Source organism: Flavobacterium sp. M31R6, assembly GCF_013284035.1.
In the GTDB taxonomy this organism is placed as follows: domain Bacteria; phylum Bacteroidota; class Bacteroidia; order Flavobacteriales; family Flavobacteriaceae; genus Flavobacterium.
On sequence record NZ_CP054141.1, the window covers coordinates 2,173,208 to 2,189,707 of the forward strand.

General features: G+C 34.0%; 19 protein-coding genes. 18 read left to right on the forward strand and 1 reads right to left on the reverse strand.

Translation table 11 applies throughout. The features are described 5' to 3' along the window. Window positions 1–99 precede the first annotated feature (99 nt). Window positions 100–1,167 carry a methyltransferase gene (locus tag HQN62_RS09050; protein ID WP_173504103.1) on the reverse strand — a complete coding sequence of 356 codons (1,068 nt, stop codon included), beginning with the start codon at window positions 1,165–1,167 and terminating at the stop codon, window positions 100–102. Window positions 1,168–1,370: 203 nt separating this feature from the next. Here HQN62_RS09050 and flxA point away from each other — a divergent pair, with 203 nt between their 5' ends. From flxA to HQN62_RS09140, 18 genes are all read left to right on the forward strand, one after another. Further along, window positions 1,371–2,891, forward strand: coding sequence for a flexirubin biosynthesis tyrosine ammonia-lyase FlxA (flxA, locus tag HQN62_RS09055; protein WP_173504104.1), 1,521 nt, complete (start codon window positions 1,371–1,373; stop codon window positions 2,889–2,891). Window positions 2,892–2,962: 71 nt separating this feature from the next. Next, window positions 2,963–3,694, forward strand: a complete 732-nt coding sequence (gene flxB / locus HQN62_RS09060) for a flexirubin biosynthesis SDR family reductase FlxB (RefSeq protein WP_173504105.1) — start codon at window positions 2,963–2,965, stop codon at window positions 3,692–3,694. Window positions 3,695–3,710: 16 nt separating this feature from the next. Then, entirely contained in the window at window positions 3,711–4,946 is a 1,236-nt protein-coding gene (locus tag HQN62_RS09065) for a beta-ketoacyl-[acyl-carrier-protein] synthase family protein (protein ID WP_173504106.1), read from the forward strand. Further along, window positions 4,939–5,190, forward strand: a complete 252-nt coding sequence (locus HQN62_RS09070; protein WP_173504107.1) for an acyl carrier protein — start codon at window positions 4,939–4,941, stop codon at window positions 5,188–5,190. The genes HQN62_RS09065 and HQN62_RS09070 overlap by 8 nt, the downstream gene beginning before the upstream one ends. A 54-nt stretch (window positions 5,191–5,244) precedes the next feature. Beyond that, on the forward strand, window positions 5,245–6,126 hold the full coding sequence (locus HQN62_RS09075; RefSeq protein WP_173504108.1) for a lysophospholipid acyltransferase family protein: 882 nt from the start codon (window positions 5,245–5,247) through the stop codon (window positions 6,124–6,126). Window positions 6,127–6,320: 194 nt separating this feature from the next. Next, entirely contained in the window at window positions 6,321–7,226 is a 906-nt protein-coding gene (locus tag HQN62_RS09080) for an NADPH-dependent FMN reductase family protein (protein WP_173504109.1), read from the forward strand. Window positions 7,227–7,232: 6 nt separating this feature from the next. Continuing rightward, entirely contained in the window at window positions 7,233–8,366 is a 1,134-nt protein-coding gene (gene darB, locus HQN62_RS09085; protein WP_173504110.1) for a dialkylresorcinol biosynthesis protein DarB, read from the forward strand. Further along, a complete protein-coding gene (locus HQN62_RS09090) occupies window positions 8,366–8,806 on the forward strand; it encodes a hotdog family protein (protein ID WP_116795500.1) in 441 nt (146 codons plus the stop codon). Before darB ends, HQN62_RS09090 begins: the two co-directional genes overlap by 1 nt. 11 nt (window positions 8,807–8,817) lie before the next feature. After that, window positions 8,818–9,288 (forward strand): hotdog family protein, encoded by a 471-nt coding sequence (locus tag HQN62_RS09095; protein WP_254454510.1) that lies wholly within the window; start codon window positions 8,818–8,820, stop codon window positions 9,286–9,288. 7 nt (window positions 9,289–9,295) lie between these two features. Further along, entirely contained in the window at window positions 9,296–9,700 is a 405-nt protein-coding gene (gene DarG, locus HQN62_RS09100; protein ID WP_116795498.1) for a flexirubin biosynthesis protein DarG, read from the forward strand. After that, window positions 9,700–10,698: a BtrH-related acyltransferase DarH gene (gene darH / locus HQN62_RS09105; protein ID WP_173504111.1), complete on the forward strand. Its 999-nt coding sequence runs from the start codon at window positions 9,700–9,702 to the stop codon at window positions 10,696–10,698. Before DarG ends, darH begins: the two co-directional genes overlap by 1 nt. Window positions 10,699–10,712: 14 nt before the next feature. Then, window positions 10,713–11,465 carry an ABC transporter ATP-binding protein gene (locus tag HQN62_RS09110; RefSeq protein ID WP_116795496.1) on the forward strand — a complete coding sequence of 251 codons (753 nt, stop codon included), beginning with the start codon at window positions 10,713–10,715 and terminating at the stop codon, window positions 11,463–11,465. Beyond that, entirely contained in the window at window positions 11,455–12,738 is a 1,284-nt protein-coding gene (locus HQN62_RS09115; RefSeq protein ID WP_173504112.1) for an ABC transporter permease, read from the forward strand. The genes HQN62_RS09110 and HQN62_RS09115 overlap by 11 nt, the downstream gene beginning before the upstream one ends. Then, window positions 12,713–13,165, forward strand: coding sequence for an acyl-CoA thioesterase (locus HQN62_RS09120; protein WP_173504113.1), 453 nt, complete (start codon window positions 12,713–12,715; stop codon window positions 13,163–13,165). The genes HQN62_RS09115 and HQN62_RS09120 overlap by 26 nt, the downstream gene beginning before the upstream one ends. Next, window positions 13,162–14,292 (forward strand): beta-ketoacyl-[acyl-carrier-protein] synthase family protein, encoded by a 1,131-nt coding sequence (locus HQN62_RS09125; protein ID WP_173504114.1) that lies wholly within the window; start codon window positions 13,162–13,164, stop codon window positions 14,290–14,292. The genes HQN62_RS09120 and HQN62_RS09125 overlap by 4 nt, the downstream gene beginning before the upstream one ends. Then, complete coding sequence (locus HQN62_RS09130) at window positions 14,292–14,909, forward strand: 3-oxoacyl-ACP synthase (RefSeq protein WP_173504115.1); 618 nt, start codon at window positions 14,292–14,294, stop codon at window positions 14,907–14,909. The genes HQN62_RS09125 and HQN62_RS09130 overlap by 1 nt, the downstream gene beginning before the upstream one ends. Before the next feature lie 2 nt (window positions 14,910–14,911). After that, window positions 14,912–15,169 (forward strand): phosphopantetheine-binding protein, encoded by a 258-nt coding sequence (locus HQN62_RS09135; RefSeq protein WP_116795493.1) that lies wholly within the window; start codon window positions 14,912–14,914, stop codon window positions 15,167–15,169. Window positions 15,170–15,294: 125 nt separating this feature from the next. After that, window positions 15,295–16,497 (forward strand): beta-ketoacyl-[acyl-carrier-protein] synthase family protein, encoded by a 1,203-nt coding sequence (locus HQN62_RS09140; protein ID WP_173504116.1) that lies wholly within the window; start codon window positions 15,295–15,297, stop codon window positions 16,495–16,497. Window positions 16,498–16,500 lie beyond the last annotated feature (3 nt).

Here is a 16,500-nt window from a genome sequence, read left to right on the forward strand (position 1 = left end):
ATTTATTGCAATTAAAGTTTTTGTAAAGAGTGCATAATGGTCTATTAGGATTGAAATACGCTGTAATAGCACAAAACACAAAATTAAAGATTTATCGCCTTATAATACTCTTTTTTTGCATTTAATCAATGTATGGCTCATTCCAATTATTTCATGTATTTCAGCCACTACAAATCCGGCTTTTTCGATTACTTTCAAAATGTCCTCTGAATGGAACATTTGACTGTTTCCATTGGCAACCGCAGTAAAGTATAAAGAAGTGGCGTGTAGGCTGTATGTTGATGCTTGAAATTTTTGCAAATCCCAAAACGTTTCCAAAATATAGAAACTGGCATCGTCTGTCATTGCTTCATAAGCTCTTTTGAAAAGGCTATAAACTTCTTCCAAAGAAAAGCAATCGATAAACTGACTCATCCAGATAATGTCTGCTCCTTTTGGGAAAGGAATTGAATCGTCCAATAAATTAGCTCCTATTGTAGAAATTCGATCTTCAAAACCAGCGGCCTCTATATTTTTCTGTGCTACTTTAATCTGTCCCGGCAAATCTAAAATGGTGATTTTTACTGTTGGATCATATTTGGCACATTGCAAAGAAAATTTTCCGGTATTGCCCCCAACATCCAAAAATGATTTAGGATTATTGTCAAATAAAATGGGCATAATTTCTGGAAAAGTATAGTCCGAATAGAAGTGGTCAAAGTCAAACCAGCTTTTTTTGATCTTTTCAGGTAATTCAGATAAACCAATATATACGGTATCCCAATTCCCTAATTCTTTCAGACCTTCCGGTTTTCCATTTTTTATAGATTCTTCCAAATGGTTTATCGCCAGGTAATTTACATCTTGGGTAAAATCCATATTTATATTGGTCATTTTATCCCTTAATATGAAATAACCAGTTTTTGTGAGTATGAATTCATTGTCTTTCAAATAAACCATTTCCAAGCTTAAACCTGCTTCGAGTAAAACTTTTACACCATAGACTGACAAATTCAACTCGGTCGCTATGGTTTCTATACTCGCTTTGTCATTATTAAATAAGTATTCTAAAATACCCAAATTCCGAAGTGATTTTGCTGCTTGAAACATAATTGGGGCAAAAGCAATTTTTTGTGCGTCTAAATTCGCTTGAACAACATTTTTTTTGTCAGAACCAAAATCTTTCATTCTTTTTTGATATTTAAGATGGCGTTGTAAGTGCTTGTTAATATATTAGTTATGCTTGTTTTTCTAATTTGTAAAACAAAAAAAATATAGGTTTACTAATTTTAGCGATATTGTGCTACATTTGTTTATCCAAATTAACCACATTAAATTCTAAATAAAAATTAATTTTTAATATATTTAGTTGAAAAAATAATACAAATTGAATGAATACTATAAAGGAATTTTTAAGTCTAGAAGAGTTTGAATCTGTAATCTTTAATAATGACAAAATAAATATTAGCCAAGTTGTTTTAGATCGAGTTAATGAAAGTTTTGATTTTCTAAAAGAATTCTCAGTTAATAAAATTATTTACGGTGTAAATACCGGATTTGGGCCAATGGCTCAATATCGTATTAAAGACGAAGATCGTATACAATTGCAATATAATTTAATACGAAGTCATGCTTCTGGTACAGGAAAACCATTGAATGCAACCTGTGTTAAAGCGGCAATTTTGGCTAGGCTAAATACACTTTCTTTAGGTAATTCTGGAGTTCATTCTTCAGTGATTCATTTGATGAAAGAATTAATCAATAGAGATATTACTCCTTTAATTTTTGAACATGGTGGAGTAGGAGCCAGTGGTGATTTAGTGCAATTGGCACATTTGGCTTTGGTTCTTATTGGTGAAGGAGAGGTGTTTTATAAAGGAGAAAGACGACCTACACAAGCCGTTTTTGCCATAGAAAAACTGGAACCTATTCAAGTCGAAATTAGAGAAGGATTGGCATTGATGAACGGAACGTCGGTGATGACCGGAATTGGAGTTGTCAATGTGCATCATGCCAATAAATTATTAGATTGGTCAATTAAATTTTCTTGTGCCATTAATGAGCTTGTACAAGCTTACGACGACCATTTTTCGGAAGAATTAAATAATACAAAACGTCATAAAGGACAAAGAGAAGTAGCTTCGAGAATGCGAAGAAATCTTGAAGATAGTACTTTAATCAGAAAAAGGGAAGATCATTTATATTCAGGAGAAAATACCGAAGATGTTTTCAAAGAAAAAGTGCAGGAATATTATTCTTTGCGTTGCGTTCCTCAAATTTTGGGGCCAATACTTGAAACTATAAGCAATGTTTCTTCTATTTTGGAAGAAGAATTTAATTCGGCAAATGATAATCCAATTATTGACGTGAAAAACCAGCATGTGTATCATGGTGGTAATTTTCATGGTGATTATATTTCGTTGGAAATGGATAAATTGAAAATCGTAATTACTAAATTAACGATGCTTGCCGAACGTCAGTTGAATTATTTATTGAATTCAAAAATAAACGAAATCCTTCCTCCATTTGTGAATTTGGGGACATTAGGATTTAATTTTGGAATGCAGGGAGTACAGTTTACGGCGACTTCTACAACTGCCGAAAATCAGATGTTATCGAATCCTATGTATGTTCACAGTATTCCAAATAATAATGACAATCAGGATATTGTAAGTATGGGGACTAATGCTGCCGTAATTACATCTAAAGTTATTGAAAATGCATTTGAAGTATTGGCTATCGAATTAATCACCATTGTTCAGGCAATTGATTATTTGGAACAAAAAGACCAAATTTCATCTGTAACCAGAAAAATATACGATGATATTCGTGTCATTATTCCAAGATTCGAAAAAGATCAGGTAATGTATCCTTTTGTACAAAAAGTGAAAGATTATTTGATTAATAACTAAAAAGAGTTTGAAAGTTTAAGGGTTTAAAAGTTTAAATCTAAAATCAGCTATCTGCAATCTAAAATAAAAATATGAAATGTGCATTGGTAACAGGAGGTTCTAGAGGAATTGGTAACGCTATTTGTGAAAAACTGTCACAAGACAGCGATTATCATATTTTGATTAATTATTATTCGAATAAAGAAGAAGCCGAAAATACATTACAAAAAGTAATGGCAAACGGGGCTACGGGAGAGATTCTAAAATTTGATGTTGCCAATTTTGATGAAGTAAAATCGGTATTGACACAATGGCAAGAGGCAAATCCGGAAGCAATTGTAGAAGCAATCATAAATAATGCAGGGATTACCAGAGACGGTCTGTTCATGTGGATGAGTCCGGAAGATTGGTCCAGTGTTATCAATACCAGTCTGAATGGTTTTTTTAATGTGACTAACTTTTTTATGCAAAAAATGTTGCGAAATAAATACGGCCGAATTGTGAATATCGTTTCACTTTCGGGAGTAAAAGGAACAGCAGGGCAGACAAATTATTCTGCGGCAAAAGGTGCGTTGGTAGGAGCAACTAAGGCTCTGGCACAGGAAGTTGCCAAAAGAAATATTACTGTCAATGCAGTGGCTCCAGGTTTTATAAGAACAAATATGACCAGCCATCTTGATGAAAAAGAATTAATTAAAATGATTCCGGTGAATCGTTTTGGCGAAGCCGAAGAAGTCGCTGATCTGGTTAGCTTTTTGGTTTCCAAGAAATCAAGCTACATTACTGGAGAGGTTATCAATATAAATGGTGGGATTTATTCATAAATAATATTGTAAGGAAATGAATAAAAGAGTTGTCATCACGGGAATGGGAATTTATTCCTGTATCGGAACATCGTTAGACGAGGTAAAAGATTCATTATATCAAGGAAAATCTGGTATTTCATTTGATCCAGAACGAAAAGAATTTGGTTTTCAATCCGCCCTGACAGGGATGGTTCCTAGGCCAGATTTGAAGAATTTGCTTACCAGAAGGCAAAGAATAAGTCTTGGTGAAGAAACCGAATATGCATACATGGCAACGGTTGAAGCCTTAAGAAATGCCAATATTGACGATGCTTTCTTTGATGAAAATGAAGTTGGGATTATGTATGGCAATGATAGTGCTTCGAAATCTGTTATTGAAGCAACTGACATTATTAGAGATAAAAAAGATTCTGCGTTAATTGGTTCGGGAGCTATTTTTAAATCAATGAATTCAACGGTAACGATGAATTTATCGACTATTTTTAAAATGAGAGGGATTAATTTAACTGTAAGCGCTGCCTGTGCAAGCGGATCTCATTCTATTGGATTGGCCTATTTTTTAATAAAAAGCGGTTTTCAGGATGTAATCATTTGTGGTGGTGCACAAGAAATTAACAAATATGCCATGTGCAGTTTTGACGGTTTGGGTGTTTTTTCCCCTAGGGAAGACGAACCAACCAAAGCCTCAAGACCTTTTGATATTAATCGCGATGGTTTAATTCCTAGTGGCGGTGGAGCTACTTTAGTTTTAGAATCGTATGAATCTGCTATCAAAAGAGGTGCTCCTATTCTGGCAGAAGTTGTGGGCTACGGATTCTCGTCGAATGGCGGTCATATTTCCACTCCAAATGTCGAAGGACCATCTATAGCCATGCAAAGAGCGCTCGATGAAGCAGGAATAAACGCAAGTGAAGTAGATTACATAAATGCCCATGCAACATCTACACCAGTAGGCGATGATAATGAAGCAAAAGCGATCTTTAAAGTCTTTGGTGAAAGTAATCCTTATGTGAGTTCGACAAAGTCAATGACGGGTCACGAATGCTGGATGGCTGGAGCCAGTGAAGTCATTTATTCGATTCTAATGATGCAAAACGATTTCATCGCGCCAAACATTAATTTGGAAACGCCAGATGATGATGCTGCAAAATTAAATTTGGTTAAAACCACTTTAAATAAAAAATTTGACATATTTTTGTCGAATTCCTTCGGTTTTGGAGGGACGAATTCAGCATTAGTAGTTAAAAAGTATAAAAAAAGTAATGAATAAAGAAGCAATCATAGAGAAGATTAATTATTTTTTAATTGATGAGTTTGAGGTAGATGGAGATGATATTCAGTCAGATGCAAATTTGAAAATCACTTTGGGATTGGATAGTTTAGACTATGTAGATTTAGTTGTTTCTATTGAATCAAACTTTGGTGTAAAATTAGTTGAAGCAGATTTTGTAGGAATAGATACATTCCAAGATTTTTATGATCTTATCGAAAATAAATTAAAAGCAAAAGCATAATTTATATTTTTTAGATGTCACAAGCATTCTAAAATCTAAAATCTACAATTTAAAATGAGTCAATGGGATGGAAAATCTAAAGGGACTGTTCTAGGATACAAAATTTTTGTTTTTTTTATTAAAAAAGTAGGGATTAAAGCAGCTTATCTTGTCCTTTATTTTGTAGCAACTTATTATTTTATTTTCCTAAAAAAAAGCAATACCTCAATCTTTTATTATTTTAGAGAAAGATTGGGGTATTCCTATTTTAAATCCAAAAGGATGGTTTTTAAAAGTTATTATACTTTTGGACAGACTATTATTGATAAAATTGCCATTGGTGCCGGATTGAAAAATAAGTTTACCTATGAACATGATGGAGGCGAAATTATTATAAAACTTTTGAAAGAAAAAAGGGGAGGAGTACTCATTAGCGCACATATTGGAAATTTTGAAATTGCCGAGCATTTTTTCAGTGAGGTTGATGTTAATTTTCAAATAAACCTTGTCACTACCGATTTAGAGCATTCTGCAATAAAAAAATATCTAGAAAGTATTACCCAAAAACCAACAATAAACTTCATATTGATTGGTGATGATTTGTCACATATATTTGAGATTAATTCGGCTCTAGCCAGAAATGAACTGGTTTGTTTCACCGGAGACCGGTATTTTGAGGGCGTAAAATCATTAAGTGAAACATTATTGGGAGAAGAAGCTCTTTTTCCGGCTGGACCATTTCTAATATCCTCTCGTTTAAAAGTCCCGGTTGTTTTTGTTTATGTAATGAAAGAGCCCAATTTACATTACCACCTTTATACCAGAGAAGCTACTGTAAAGCATCGTGATGAAAAGGGGTTGTTGAAAGAATATGCCCAAAGTGTGGAAACGATGGTTAAAAAATACCCTTTGCAATGGTTTAACTATTTTGATTTCTGGAATCAGATCGATAAATAATAACAATTATTTAAATTACTGTTTTTTTGTGAATTTGATATTAGGTATTTGTAATAGCTTAATATTTAATGGATTAATTTGTGTTGTGAGTCATTTACTAAAGCAATACACTTTTTTGTTTGGAAAGAAATAAATTGTAATTAGGATTAATTATAAATTTTAAGTTATTTTCGTTTTTATAAAAATTAACCTAAATGAAAAACGTTCTTGTAATCTACTATTCTCAATCGGGACAACTAGAGTCTATTGCTAGAAATATTGCAAAACCACTTTTGAATTCAGATAGTATAAATGTTTTGTTTCATGAAATTCAGCTAGAGAAGCCGTTTCCGTTTCCTTGGAACAATGATGCATTTTTTGGCGCTTTTCCAGAATCATTTTTGCAGATTCCAGCCGCGTTGAAGCCGGTTTCAGAAGAAATAATGAATACCAAATTTGATTTGATTCTTTTGAACTACCAAGTTTGGTATTTAACACCTTCAATTCCCACAAATTCTTTTTTGAAGAGCCCGGAAGCTAAAATACTATTAAATAATACTCCCGTTATAACCATAACCGGTTCCAGAAATATGTGGGTAATGGCACAAGAAAAAGTAAAGACTTTATTGAAACAAAATAATGCATTGTTAAAAGGAAATATCGCTTTAGTTGATAGAGTAGGAAATTTAATAAGTGTTATCACTATTGTAGAATGGATGTTTTCGGGAGTGAAAAAAAAATATCTTGGAATCTTTCCTTTACCGGGTGTTTCAGACAAGGATATTAATGAATCCACAAAATTTGGGGAAGTAATTCTTTCCAGTTTGAAAGATAATGATTTAGATAATTTGCAATCTAAATTAATTGATATTGATGCGGTTAGGATTAGTTCATACTTGGTTACTGTTGATAGAACCGCCAATAAGATTTTTGCAAAATGGTCAAATTTGATTATTAATAAAGGAGAATCCAGAAAGTTTTGGATAAAGGTTTTTAAAGTTTATTTGTTATTGGCTATTTGGTTAATCTCACCAATAGTTTATATCTTGCACGTTCTTACTTATCCGTTAAAAGTTAAAAAAATAAGGAAAGAATTAGAATATTATAAAGGAGTAAAATAGATTATTATGTTTGATGTATATATTACAAAAGCGGCCAAATGTTTGCCAAATGAAGCTGTTTCTAATGACGAAATGGAAGATTATTTGGGTTTAATAAATGAAACCGCATCCAAAGCCAGAAGACTGATTTTAAGAAATAATAAGATTGTTAGTAGGTATTACGCTTTGGACAAAAACGGGAAAAGCACTCATAATAATGCCGAATTAACAAATAACGCGATTCAAGGATTATTTGATGAAAATTTCACAGCTCAAGATATGGAATTATTGTCTTGTGGTACAACTACCCCAGATGTTCTGGTACCTTCTCACGCGTCAATGGTACATGGATTATTGAAGAATAAATCGTTAGAATTAAATTCTTCATCAGGAGTATGCTGTGCAGGCATGAATGCCTTGAAATTTGGATATCTTTCTATAAAATCAGGTAATACTAAAAATGCGGTTTGCGCCGGTTCCGAAAAACTATCCACTTGGATGTTGGCTGAAAAATTTGAGAATGAAGTTGTGAACTTAAAGAACCTTGAGGAGCAGCCGATTCTGGCCTTCAAAAAAGACTTCTTGCGTTGGATGTTGTCTGATGGTGCTGGAGCTTTTTTATTAGAAAATAAACCTAACGGCCCAATCTCTTTAAAAATTGAATGGATGGAGGCTTTCTCATACGCATACGAACTGGAAACTTGTATGTATGCTGGAGGAGATAAAATGGAAAACGGTGAAATAAAACCTTGGAACGATTACAATCCAGACCAATGGTTGAATGAATCTTTGTTTGCTTTCAAACAGGATGTTAAATTATTGGACGAATTTATTTTGGTTAAAGGTTCTCTGAGCATGGAAGATGCTTTGTCTAAAAATAATGTTTCGGCAGATGAAATTGATTTCTTCCTGCCACACGTTTCTTCTCATTATTTTGTGGATGGATTGAGTAAGTCATTGGCAGAAAGAGGTATGGTGATACCAATGGAAAAATGGTTTATGAATTTGGCTTATGTAGGGAATGTAGGTGCTGCTTCAATTTATTTGGCTTTAGAAGAATTAATGAATTCTGGTAAATTAAAAAAAGGAAATAAAATTCTTTTATCAGTTCCTGAGAGTGGTCGTTTTTCTTATGCCTATGCTTATTTAACGGTCTGTTAATGATAGGGTTTGGAAATAATCCATTAGGAGATAAAGATTTTGTCGAAACTTTAATCCCTCAAAAATTCCCATTTGTAATGGTGGATAAATTGTATTCTTACTCAGAAACCGAATTGGTTTCAGGATTTACAATACAAAGCGATGCTATTTTTCTGGAAAAGGATAATTTTCTAGAGTCAGGGATAATAGAACATATGGCACAATCTGTGGCTTTGCATACCGGCTATCAATTTTATTTAAGAAACGAAAAAGCTCCTACAGGGTATATTGGTTCCGTAAAAGATATTGTAATAAATAAATTGCCCAAACTTCATGACGAAATAAGAACAACAGTTTCGATATTACAGGAATTTGGAGGAATTACTTTGGTTGATGTTGTGACCAAATTGAACGATGTTGAAATAGCTAAAGGTCAAATGAAGACCGTTTTGGCTAAATAACTTAGAGCACCGTGAGTAAAAAAGAAACCTCAAATCCAGTTGATATAAAAAAGTATCTGCCACATCGAGCTCCGATGCTGATGGTGGATCTGATTCTGGAAATGGATGACGAACAAGTGGAAACCTTTTTTGAAATTAAAACAGATAATATATTTCTGGAGAATGGTTTTTTTACAGAATCTGGTTTAGTGGAGAATATGGCTCAAACCTGTTCATCTGTAGTCGCCAAAGATTATTTTATCGATGAAAATTATAATGATAAAGAGGGCGTGAATGTCGTTGGTTTCATTAGCGGTATCAAAACATTGAAAATTCATGCTTTGCCACAAGTTGGTAATGTTATTTATACAAAAGCTTTGTTAGTCTCCAAATTTATTACAGAATCCTATAGTTTGTGTACCATGAAATGTCAAACTTTTAGAGCCGATGAATTGCTCTTGGAAGGTGAGATTACATTATTTATTCAAGAAAATAAATCATAGTAATAGTATGAAAAAAGAAGAAGTTCCTCAAGACAAAGGCAATCTTTCCAATAAGAACATGAAGGAGTTGGTTTATGCCACAGATGAAAAAGGCAATTATACAACTGCTTTGAGCACTGGTTGGGAGCCAAAAACTATTGCGTTATCTAATTCTATTGAAGAAATTAGTGAGCGAATTGCTATTGCAAAAGCGCAAGTGGAGAATAATGAGGTGAGTCCCATTTGTTATTATATGGAGTTTTGCAGAATGGATATAGGAGTGCTTTCCAGTTATGTAGGAATGTGGCAATGGCGAGTTAAAAGACACTTCAAACCCAGAGTTTTTGCAAGATTAAGCGATTCCATTTTGAAAAAATATGCGGAATCATTCAATATTACTATCGAAGAATTGAAAAATTTTAAAACAAATTAATGGAAACAAATTTTGCACATCATCAATCGGCCCATTGTGAAAATGGAGTTGCTTCCAATTTGTTAAAACATAACGGATTGAACATTAGTGAGCCTATGGTCTTCGGGATTGGTTCAGGACTTTTCTTCGTTTACTTACCTTTTTTGAAAGTGAATTATGCGCCTGCGATTAGTTATAGGCCCATGCCAGGTTCTATTTTTAATAAGTTGGCCAAACGTTTAGGGTTAAAAATAAAAAGACAAAAATTTTCCAGTGAAGCTAATGCCATTAAAGCATTGGACGAAAACTTAAAAAATAATATTCCCTCCGGATTACAGGTGGGAGTGTACAACTTAACGTATTTTCCTGATGAATATCGTTTTCACTTCAATGCCCACAATTTGGTGGTTTATGGAAAAACGGAAACAGATTATTTAATCAGCGATCCTGTTATGGAAAACGTAACGACACTGACTCATGCCGAATTGAATAAAGTTCGTTTTGCCAAAGGAGCTTTTGCTCCAAGAGGTCAAATGTATTACCCGATTCAGGTTCCTGCCAATGTAGATTTGAAAGGAGCAATTATCAAAGGAATAAAAAATACCTGTCGTGATATGTTGGCACCAATGCCAATAATTGGTGTACGAGGTATTCGATATGTAGCCAAGCTAATTAAAAAATGGCCAATAAAAGAGGGAACGAAGAAAGCCAATCATTATTTGGCTCAAATTGTTAGAATGCAGGAAGAAATAGGAACTGGTGGCGGTGGTTTTCGATTTATATATGCTGCATTTTTGCAAGAAGCTGCGGTTATATTGGGAAATGACGGGCTGAAAACCTTATCATTGGAAATGACCGCTATTGGTGATTTATGGAGAGATTTTGCTGTAGAAGCTTCTCGTGTGTATAAAAACAGAAGCACGAAAGTAGATGTTTACAATACGCTTTCAGACGAGCTTTTGGTTATTGCCGATAGAGAAGAAGTGTTTTTTAAGAAGTTGAAAAAAGCAATTAGCTAAAAAATATTACTATTTTGAAAACCATTATCCAAATATCAAATCTATCTAAAATTTACAAAGATGCAGAAGTGTATTCTTTGGATGATTTTTCTTTGGATATAAAAGAAGGACAAATCTTTGGTTTATTGGGCCCAAACGGTGCTGGGAAAACCACTTTGATTTCGATACTTTGCGGATTGATAAAACCTACTTCGGGTTCTTTTACAATTGATAATTTGGTTTATGCTAAAAACGCAAATGAAATCAAAAAAATAATTGGTGTCGTACCCCAGGAATACGCTTTGTATCCAACCTTAACAGCTAGAGAAAATTTGCTGTATTTTGGAAGTATGTACGGTTTAAAAGGGAATGATCTTAAAGAAAAAGTTATAGATAGTCTTGATTTTTTGGGACTATTGAAATTTGCAGATAAGCGTATAGAGACTTTTTCGGGAGGTATGAAACGACGCGTGAATTTGATTGCCGGAATTCTGCATAATCCAAAAATTCTTTTCCTTGATGAACCAACCGTAGGTGTTGATGTGCATTCAAAAAATGTTATTATCGAGTACTTAACGGAACTTAATAAAACAGGAACTACCATTATTTATACTTCTCATCATTTATCGGAGGCGCAGGATTTTTGTACCAATATTGCAATTGTAGATGGAGGAATAATTCATGCCGAAGGTACACCAAAGGATTTAATTTCCTCTACTGCAAATGCCAGAAATCTGGAAGATGTTTTTATTTCATTAACCGGAAAAGAATTGAGAGATGTTATATAAACTTTGGATGTCTGTTTATAAGGAATTCTTGTTGCTGAAACGAGATATGGGAGGCGTAGTGACGCTATTTTTGATGCCGTTGGTATTAATTATAACGGTGACACTCATACAGGACAGCACTTATAAAAAAGGCAATGATGTCAAAATACCAATCCTTTTGGTGGATTATGACAAAGGAAATGTCTCAAAAACGATTTTTGATAATTTACAAAAGAGCAATGTTTTTAGTGTTGTTACTACTATAGACAATACACCAATTACGGAGGCTGTCGCCAAAGAGGCCGTTTTTAAAGGGAAATATCAGTTGGCTATTATTATTCCGTCTCATTTAAGTACCGATTTGCAAGCCAAGATTGATCAGAATGTTCAAAAGATTGTCAATAGTCTGGGCTTTGCTGATTCTTTGGCAACAAAATCAAATGCTAAATTGGTTGATCAAAAAGAAGTTAAACTCTATTTTGACCCTGCTGTGCAATTGAGTTTTAAAAGCGGCGTAATGAATGGGATTGACAAAATGATTTCTCAAATAGAAACCAAATCAATCTATACCACTTTTCAAGAGCAATTAGGGGAGGATGATGCTAAATTTGAGCAAAAAAGTTTTATTACGTTCAAAGAAATTGTTCCTAAAATAAACAACAAAGATATTACTCCAAACTCGGTACAGCATAATGTTCCGGCTTGGACACTTTTTGCTATATTTTTCATTGTAATTCCTTTGTCAATCAACATGGTGAAGGAAAAAACACAAGGTACTTTTATAAGGTTGCGGACCAATCCTGTTTCCAATAAAATTGTTTTGGCGGGTAAAACGGTGATGTATTTAATCATCTGTTTGATTCAATTTTATATGATGGTTGCCGTTGCCATATTTCTATTTCCGCATTTGGGATTACCTGCGCTTAATGTAGAAGGAAATCTTATTTTAATGAGTGTTGTAGCTTTGTTTTCAGGTTTAGCGGCGATAGGTTTTGGTGTTTTATTGGGAACAATTGCCAAAACGCAAGAGCAATCGGCTCCTTTTGGTGCTACTGCAGTTATTATTTTGGCGGCAATTGGTGGAGTTTGGGTTCCTGTATTTGCAATGCCTAAAATAATGCAAATCATTGCGCAATCCTCGCCTATGAACTGGGGACTGGAAGCCTTTTATGATGTACTTTTGCGCAACGCAACATTTTGGGACTTGGTTCCAGAATTATTTTTATTATTTTTATTTTTCGTAGTTACCACAACGTTAGCATTGCTGTATGATAAGAAGAAAAGAGCTGTATAAAGAGGCAACCGATTTGACCGTTTCAGAAGAGATTCGAGTGCGATTCAACGAAACTGACCCACTAGGAATAGTATGGCACGGTTACTATATTACTTATTTTGAAGATGGAAGAGAAGCTTTCGGGCGTCATCATGGGATTTCCTATTTGGATATTGCTGATAGCGGTTATACTACTCCAATTGTAAAATCGACTTGTGAACATAAATTATCACTGCGTTATGGTGACGTGATTCGTATAGAAACCACTATTGTTGATTCGCCAGCAGCAAAAATGATTTTTAGATACAAGATATTTGATGCCAAAAATGAAATTGCCTGTACTGGAGAAACTATTCAGGTTTTTTTGGATAATCAAGGCGAATTAATGTTGACGAATCCTCCATTTTTTGAAGAATGGAAAAGGAAAGTGGGTTTGATAAAAGAATGATAAAAGAAGTATATATAACCGAAACAAATTGCATTACACCCATTGGGTTTGATGTGGCTTCCAATACAAAAAACATTGCGGATGCTGTTTCAGGTATTCAATTGCATGAGAAGCCTAAGTTGTTTAATGTTCCATTTTATGCTTCCATAATTAATGATGCCGATTTGGATTTGGCTTTCGCCAAAGTGACTTTGGACAAGAATTTTTCCAGATTGGAGAAAATGATGATTTTGGCTTTGGAACCAATCATCAAAAAATCAAAAGTTGTTTTGAATGAACGAACTGCATTTATACTTTCTACCACAAAGGGGAATGTTACTGCATTAGAAAATCAAAATATAGAACCTGCGTATTTGGATCAATTGGCGAAAATTATTGCTGATTTCTTTGGTTTCAAGGTGGAACCGATTGTGGTTTCCAATGCCTGTGTTTCGGGAATATTGGCGGTTTCTGTGGCCAAAAGATTGATTCAGGCTGAGATGTATGACAACATATTTGTGGTGGCTGGCGATGAAGTTTCGAAGTTTGTTTTGTCAGGATTCAATTCGTTTCAGGCGATGAGTGACTTGCCATGCAAACCCTATTCAATAAATAGAGCTGGAGTAACCTTAGGAGAAGCTGCTGCTGCAGTTTTGATTTCTTCAAATAAAGATAATGCCAAAATAAAGATTTTAGGAGATGGTTCTATCAATGATGCAAATCATATTTCTGGACCATCAAGAACAGGAGAAGGGCTTTATAGAAGCATTCAAAGTGCTTTGGCGGAAGCCAAAATAAACAGCGATCAAATAGATTATATTTCGGCACACGGTACAGCAACTCCTTTTAATGACGAAATGGAAGCCATAGCATTGAATAGATTAGGACTTGAGAATGTTCCGCTGAATAGCCTTAAAGGATTTTATGGGCATACTCTGGGAGCTTCAGGATTGTTGGAAACCGTTATCGGAATTCAATCGGTACTAGAAAATAAATTGTTTGTTTCATTGGGTTTTGATACCATTGGAGTGAGTCAGCCAATTAATGTCATAGAAAAAAATGAAGATAAAAATATTCGTTATTTTCTAAAAACAGCATCAGGATTTGGTGGCTGTAATACGGCAGTTTTATTCGAAAAAGTAAACTAATGGCGGCAAACAAAACCTATATACAATCCTTTTGCACGATTCAGAATAATCAAATTTCACTGAATGGGGAAGTTGTTTTTAGCACTGAACCGACTGTATTTAGCGATTTTTCAAAGAAAACGTATCAGTATTTGGAAATGAATTATCCTAAGTTTTTTAAAATGGATAATTTAAGTAAATTGGCTTTTTTGGGGGCAGAATTACTTCTGAAAACTGAAGGTGATTCCTCAACAGAAAATAATACGGCATTGGTATTTGCCAATAAATCATCAAGTTTAGATACAGATGTGAAATATCAAAATTCAATTTCTGATCTGGAAAATTATTATCCAAGTCCAGCCGTTTTTGTTTATACCTTGCCTAATATATGTTTGGGAGAAATTAGTATTAAGCATCAATTGAAAAGCGAAAATTCTTTCTTTATATTTGTGGATTACAACCCTGAATTTATGGAGAAATACAGCAACATACTTTTGGAAACCAAAAAAGCGGATAAAGTATTGTGTGGCTGGGTTGAATATTATAATGAAGATTACAAAGCTTTTCTGTATTTAGTAGATAAGGAAGGTGAAATAGAACACAATCAAGAAATATTAAAAAAACTATACAATCAATAATTATGGAAGCATTAAAGCAAGAATTAAAAAGTAAAATCATTGAAGTTTTAAACTTAGAAGATATAGCAATCGCAGATATAAACGATGATGACGCCTTATTTGGTGACGGATTGGGACTTGATTCTATTGATGCATTGGAACTTATTGTGATGCTGGATAAAGATTATGGAATTAAATTAGTGGATCCAAAAGAAGGAAAAACTATTTTTAAGTCGATAGAAACTATGGCTGCTTACATAGACGTAAACAGAGTTAAATAATTTTAGATTTTAGATTAACGATTTTAGATTTCTGAATTATTAGATTCGGATTTTAGAGTATATCAGTTTTTTTTGGTTTTGAACAAATCAAAAATCGTTAATCAACATTCAACATTCAAAAATCAATGAATATAGGAGTCGCCATAACAGGAATGGGTATCATTTCTTCAATCGGTAATTCGGTTGAGGAGAACTACAATGCATTGCTGAAAAGTCAAGTTGGAATTACTACTATCGAAAATATAGCAACAGTACATGTTGATGTAATAAAGGTTGGCGAAATAAAGAAAACCAATCAGGAGTTAATTGAAGAATTGCAATTAGGGAAAGATAATAATTTTTCCAGAACGGCTATGTTGGGAACAATTGCAGCTAAACAAGCCTTGAAAAATGCAGGTATAACTTCAATTAATGAATACAGAACTGGATTAATTTCGGCGACGAGTGTTGGCGGAATGGATATGACTGAACGCTATTACCACGAATATTTTGATAATCCCGAAGTTGTAAAATACATTAGCAGTCATAATGCCGGTGATAATTCCGAAAAAATTGCCAGTGAATTAGGACTGAAAGGCATGGTAACTACGATTAGCACGGCCTGTTCGTCTGCGGCAAATGCTATTATGTTGGGAGCTCGATTAATAAAATTAGGTAAATTAGACAGAGTTATTGTGGGAGGAACCGATGCTTTGTCCAAATTTACTATTAATGGTTTCAAAACGCTAATGATTTTATCGGATGGGTATAATAAACCATTTGATAATGACCGAAACGGATTGAATCTTGGTGAAGCTGCTGCTTATTTGGTTTTGGAATCAGAGGAATTGGTTAAAAAAGAAAATAAAAAAGTATTGGCAAGAGTTTCCGGATATGGAAATGCCAACGATGCTTTTCATCAAACCGCTTCTTCAGAAAACGGAGATGGTGCTTTTTTGGCAATGGAAAAAGCTTTTAAAATAGCTCAATTGCAACCAGAACAAATCGATTATATCAATGTTCACGGTACAGCGACTCCCAATAATGATTTGTCCGAAGGTAGAGCGATAGCCCGATTGTTTGGAGAAAGTAAAGTACCGGATTTTAGTTCAACCAAACCGTTTACTGGGCATACTTTGGCGGCTGCGGCTGCTATTGAAGCAGTTTACAGTGTATTGGCTATTCAGAATAATGTGGTTTTCCCAAATCTGAATTTTAAAACACCAATGGAAGAATTTAATCTTCTGCCACAAACGACTCTAAAACACAAAAACATAGAACACGTACTTTCTAATTCTTTTGGATTTGGAGGAAATTGTTCAACTCTTATATTTTCTAAAAGCGAATAAGAA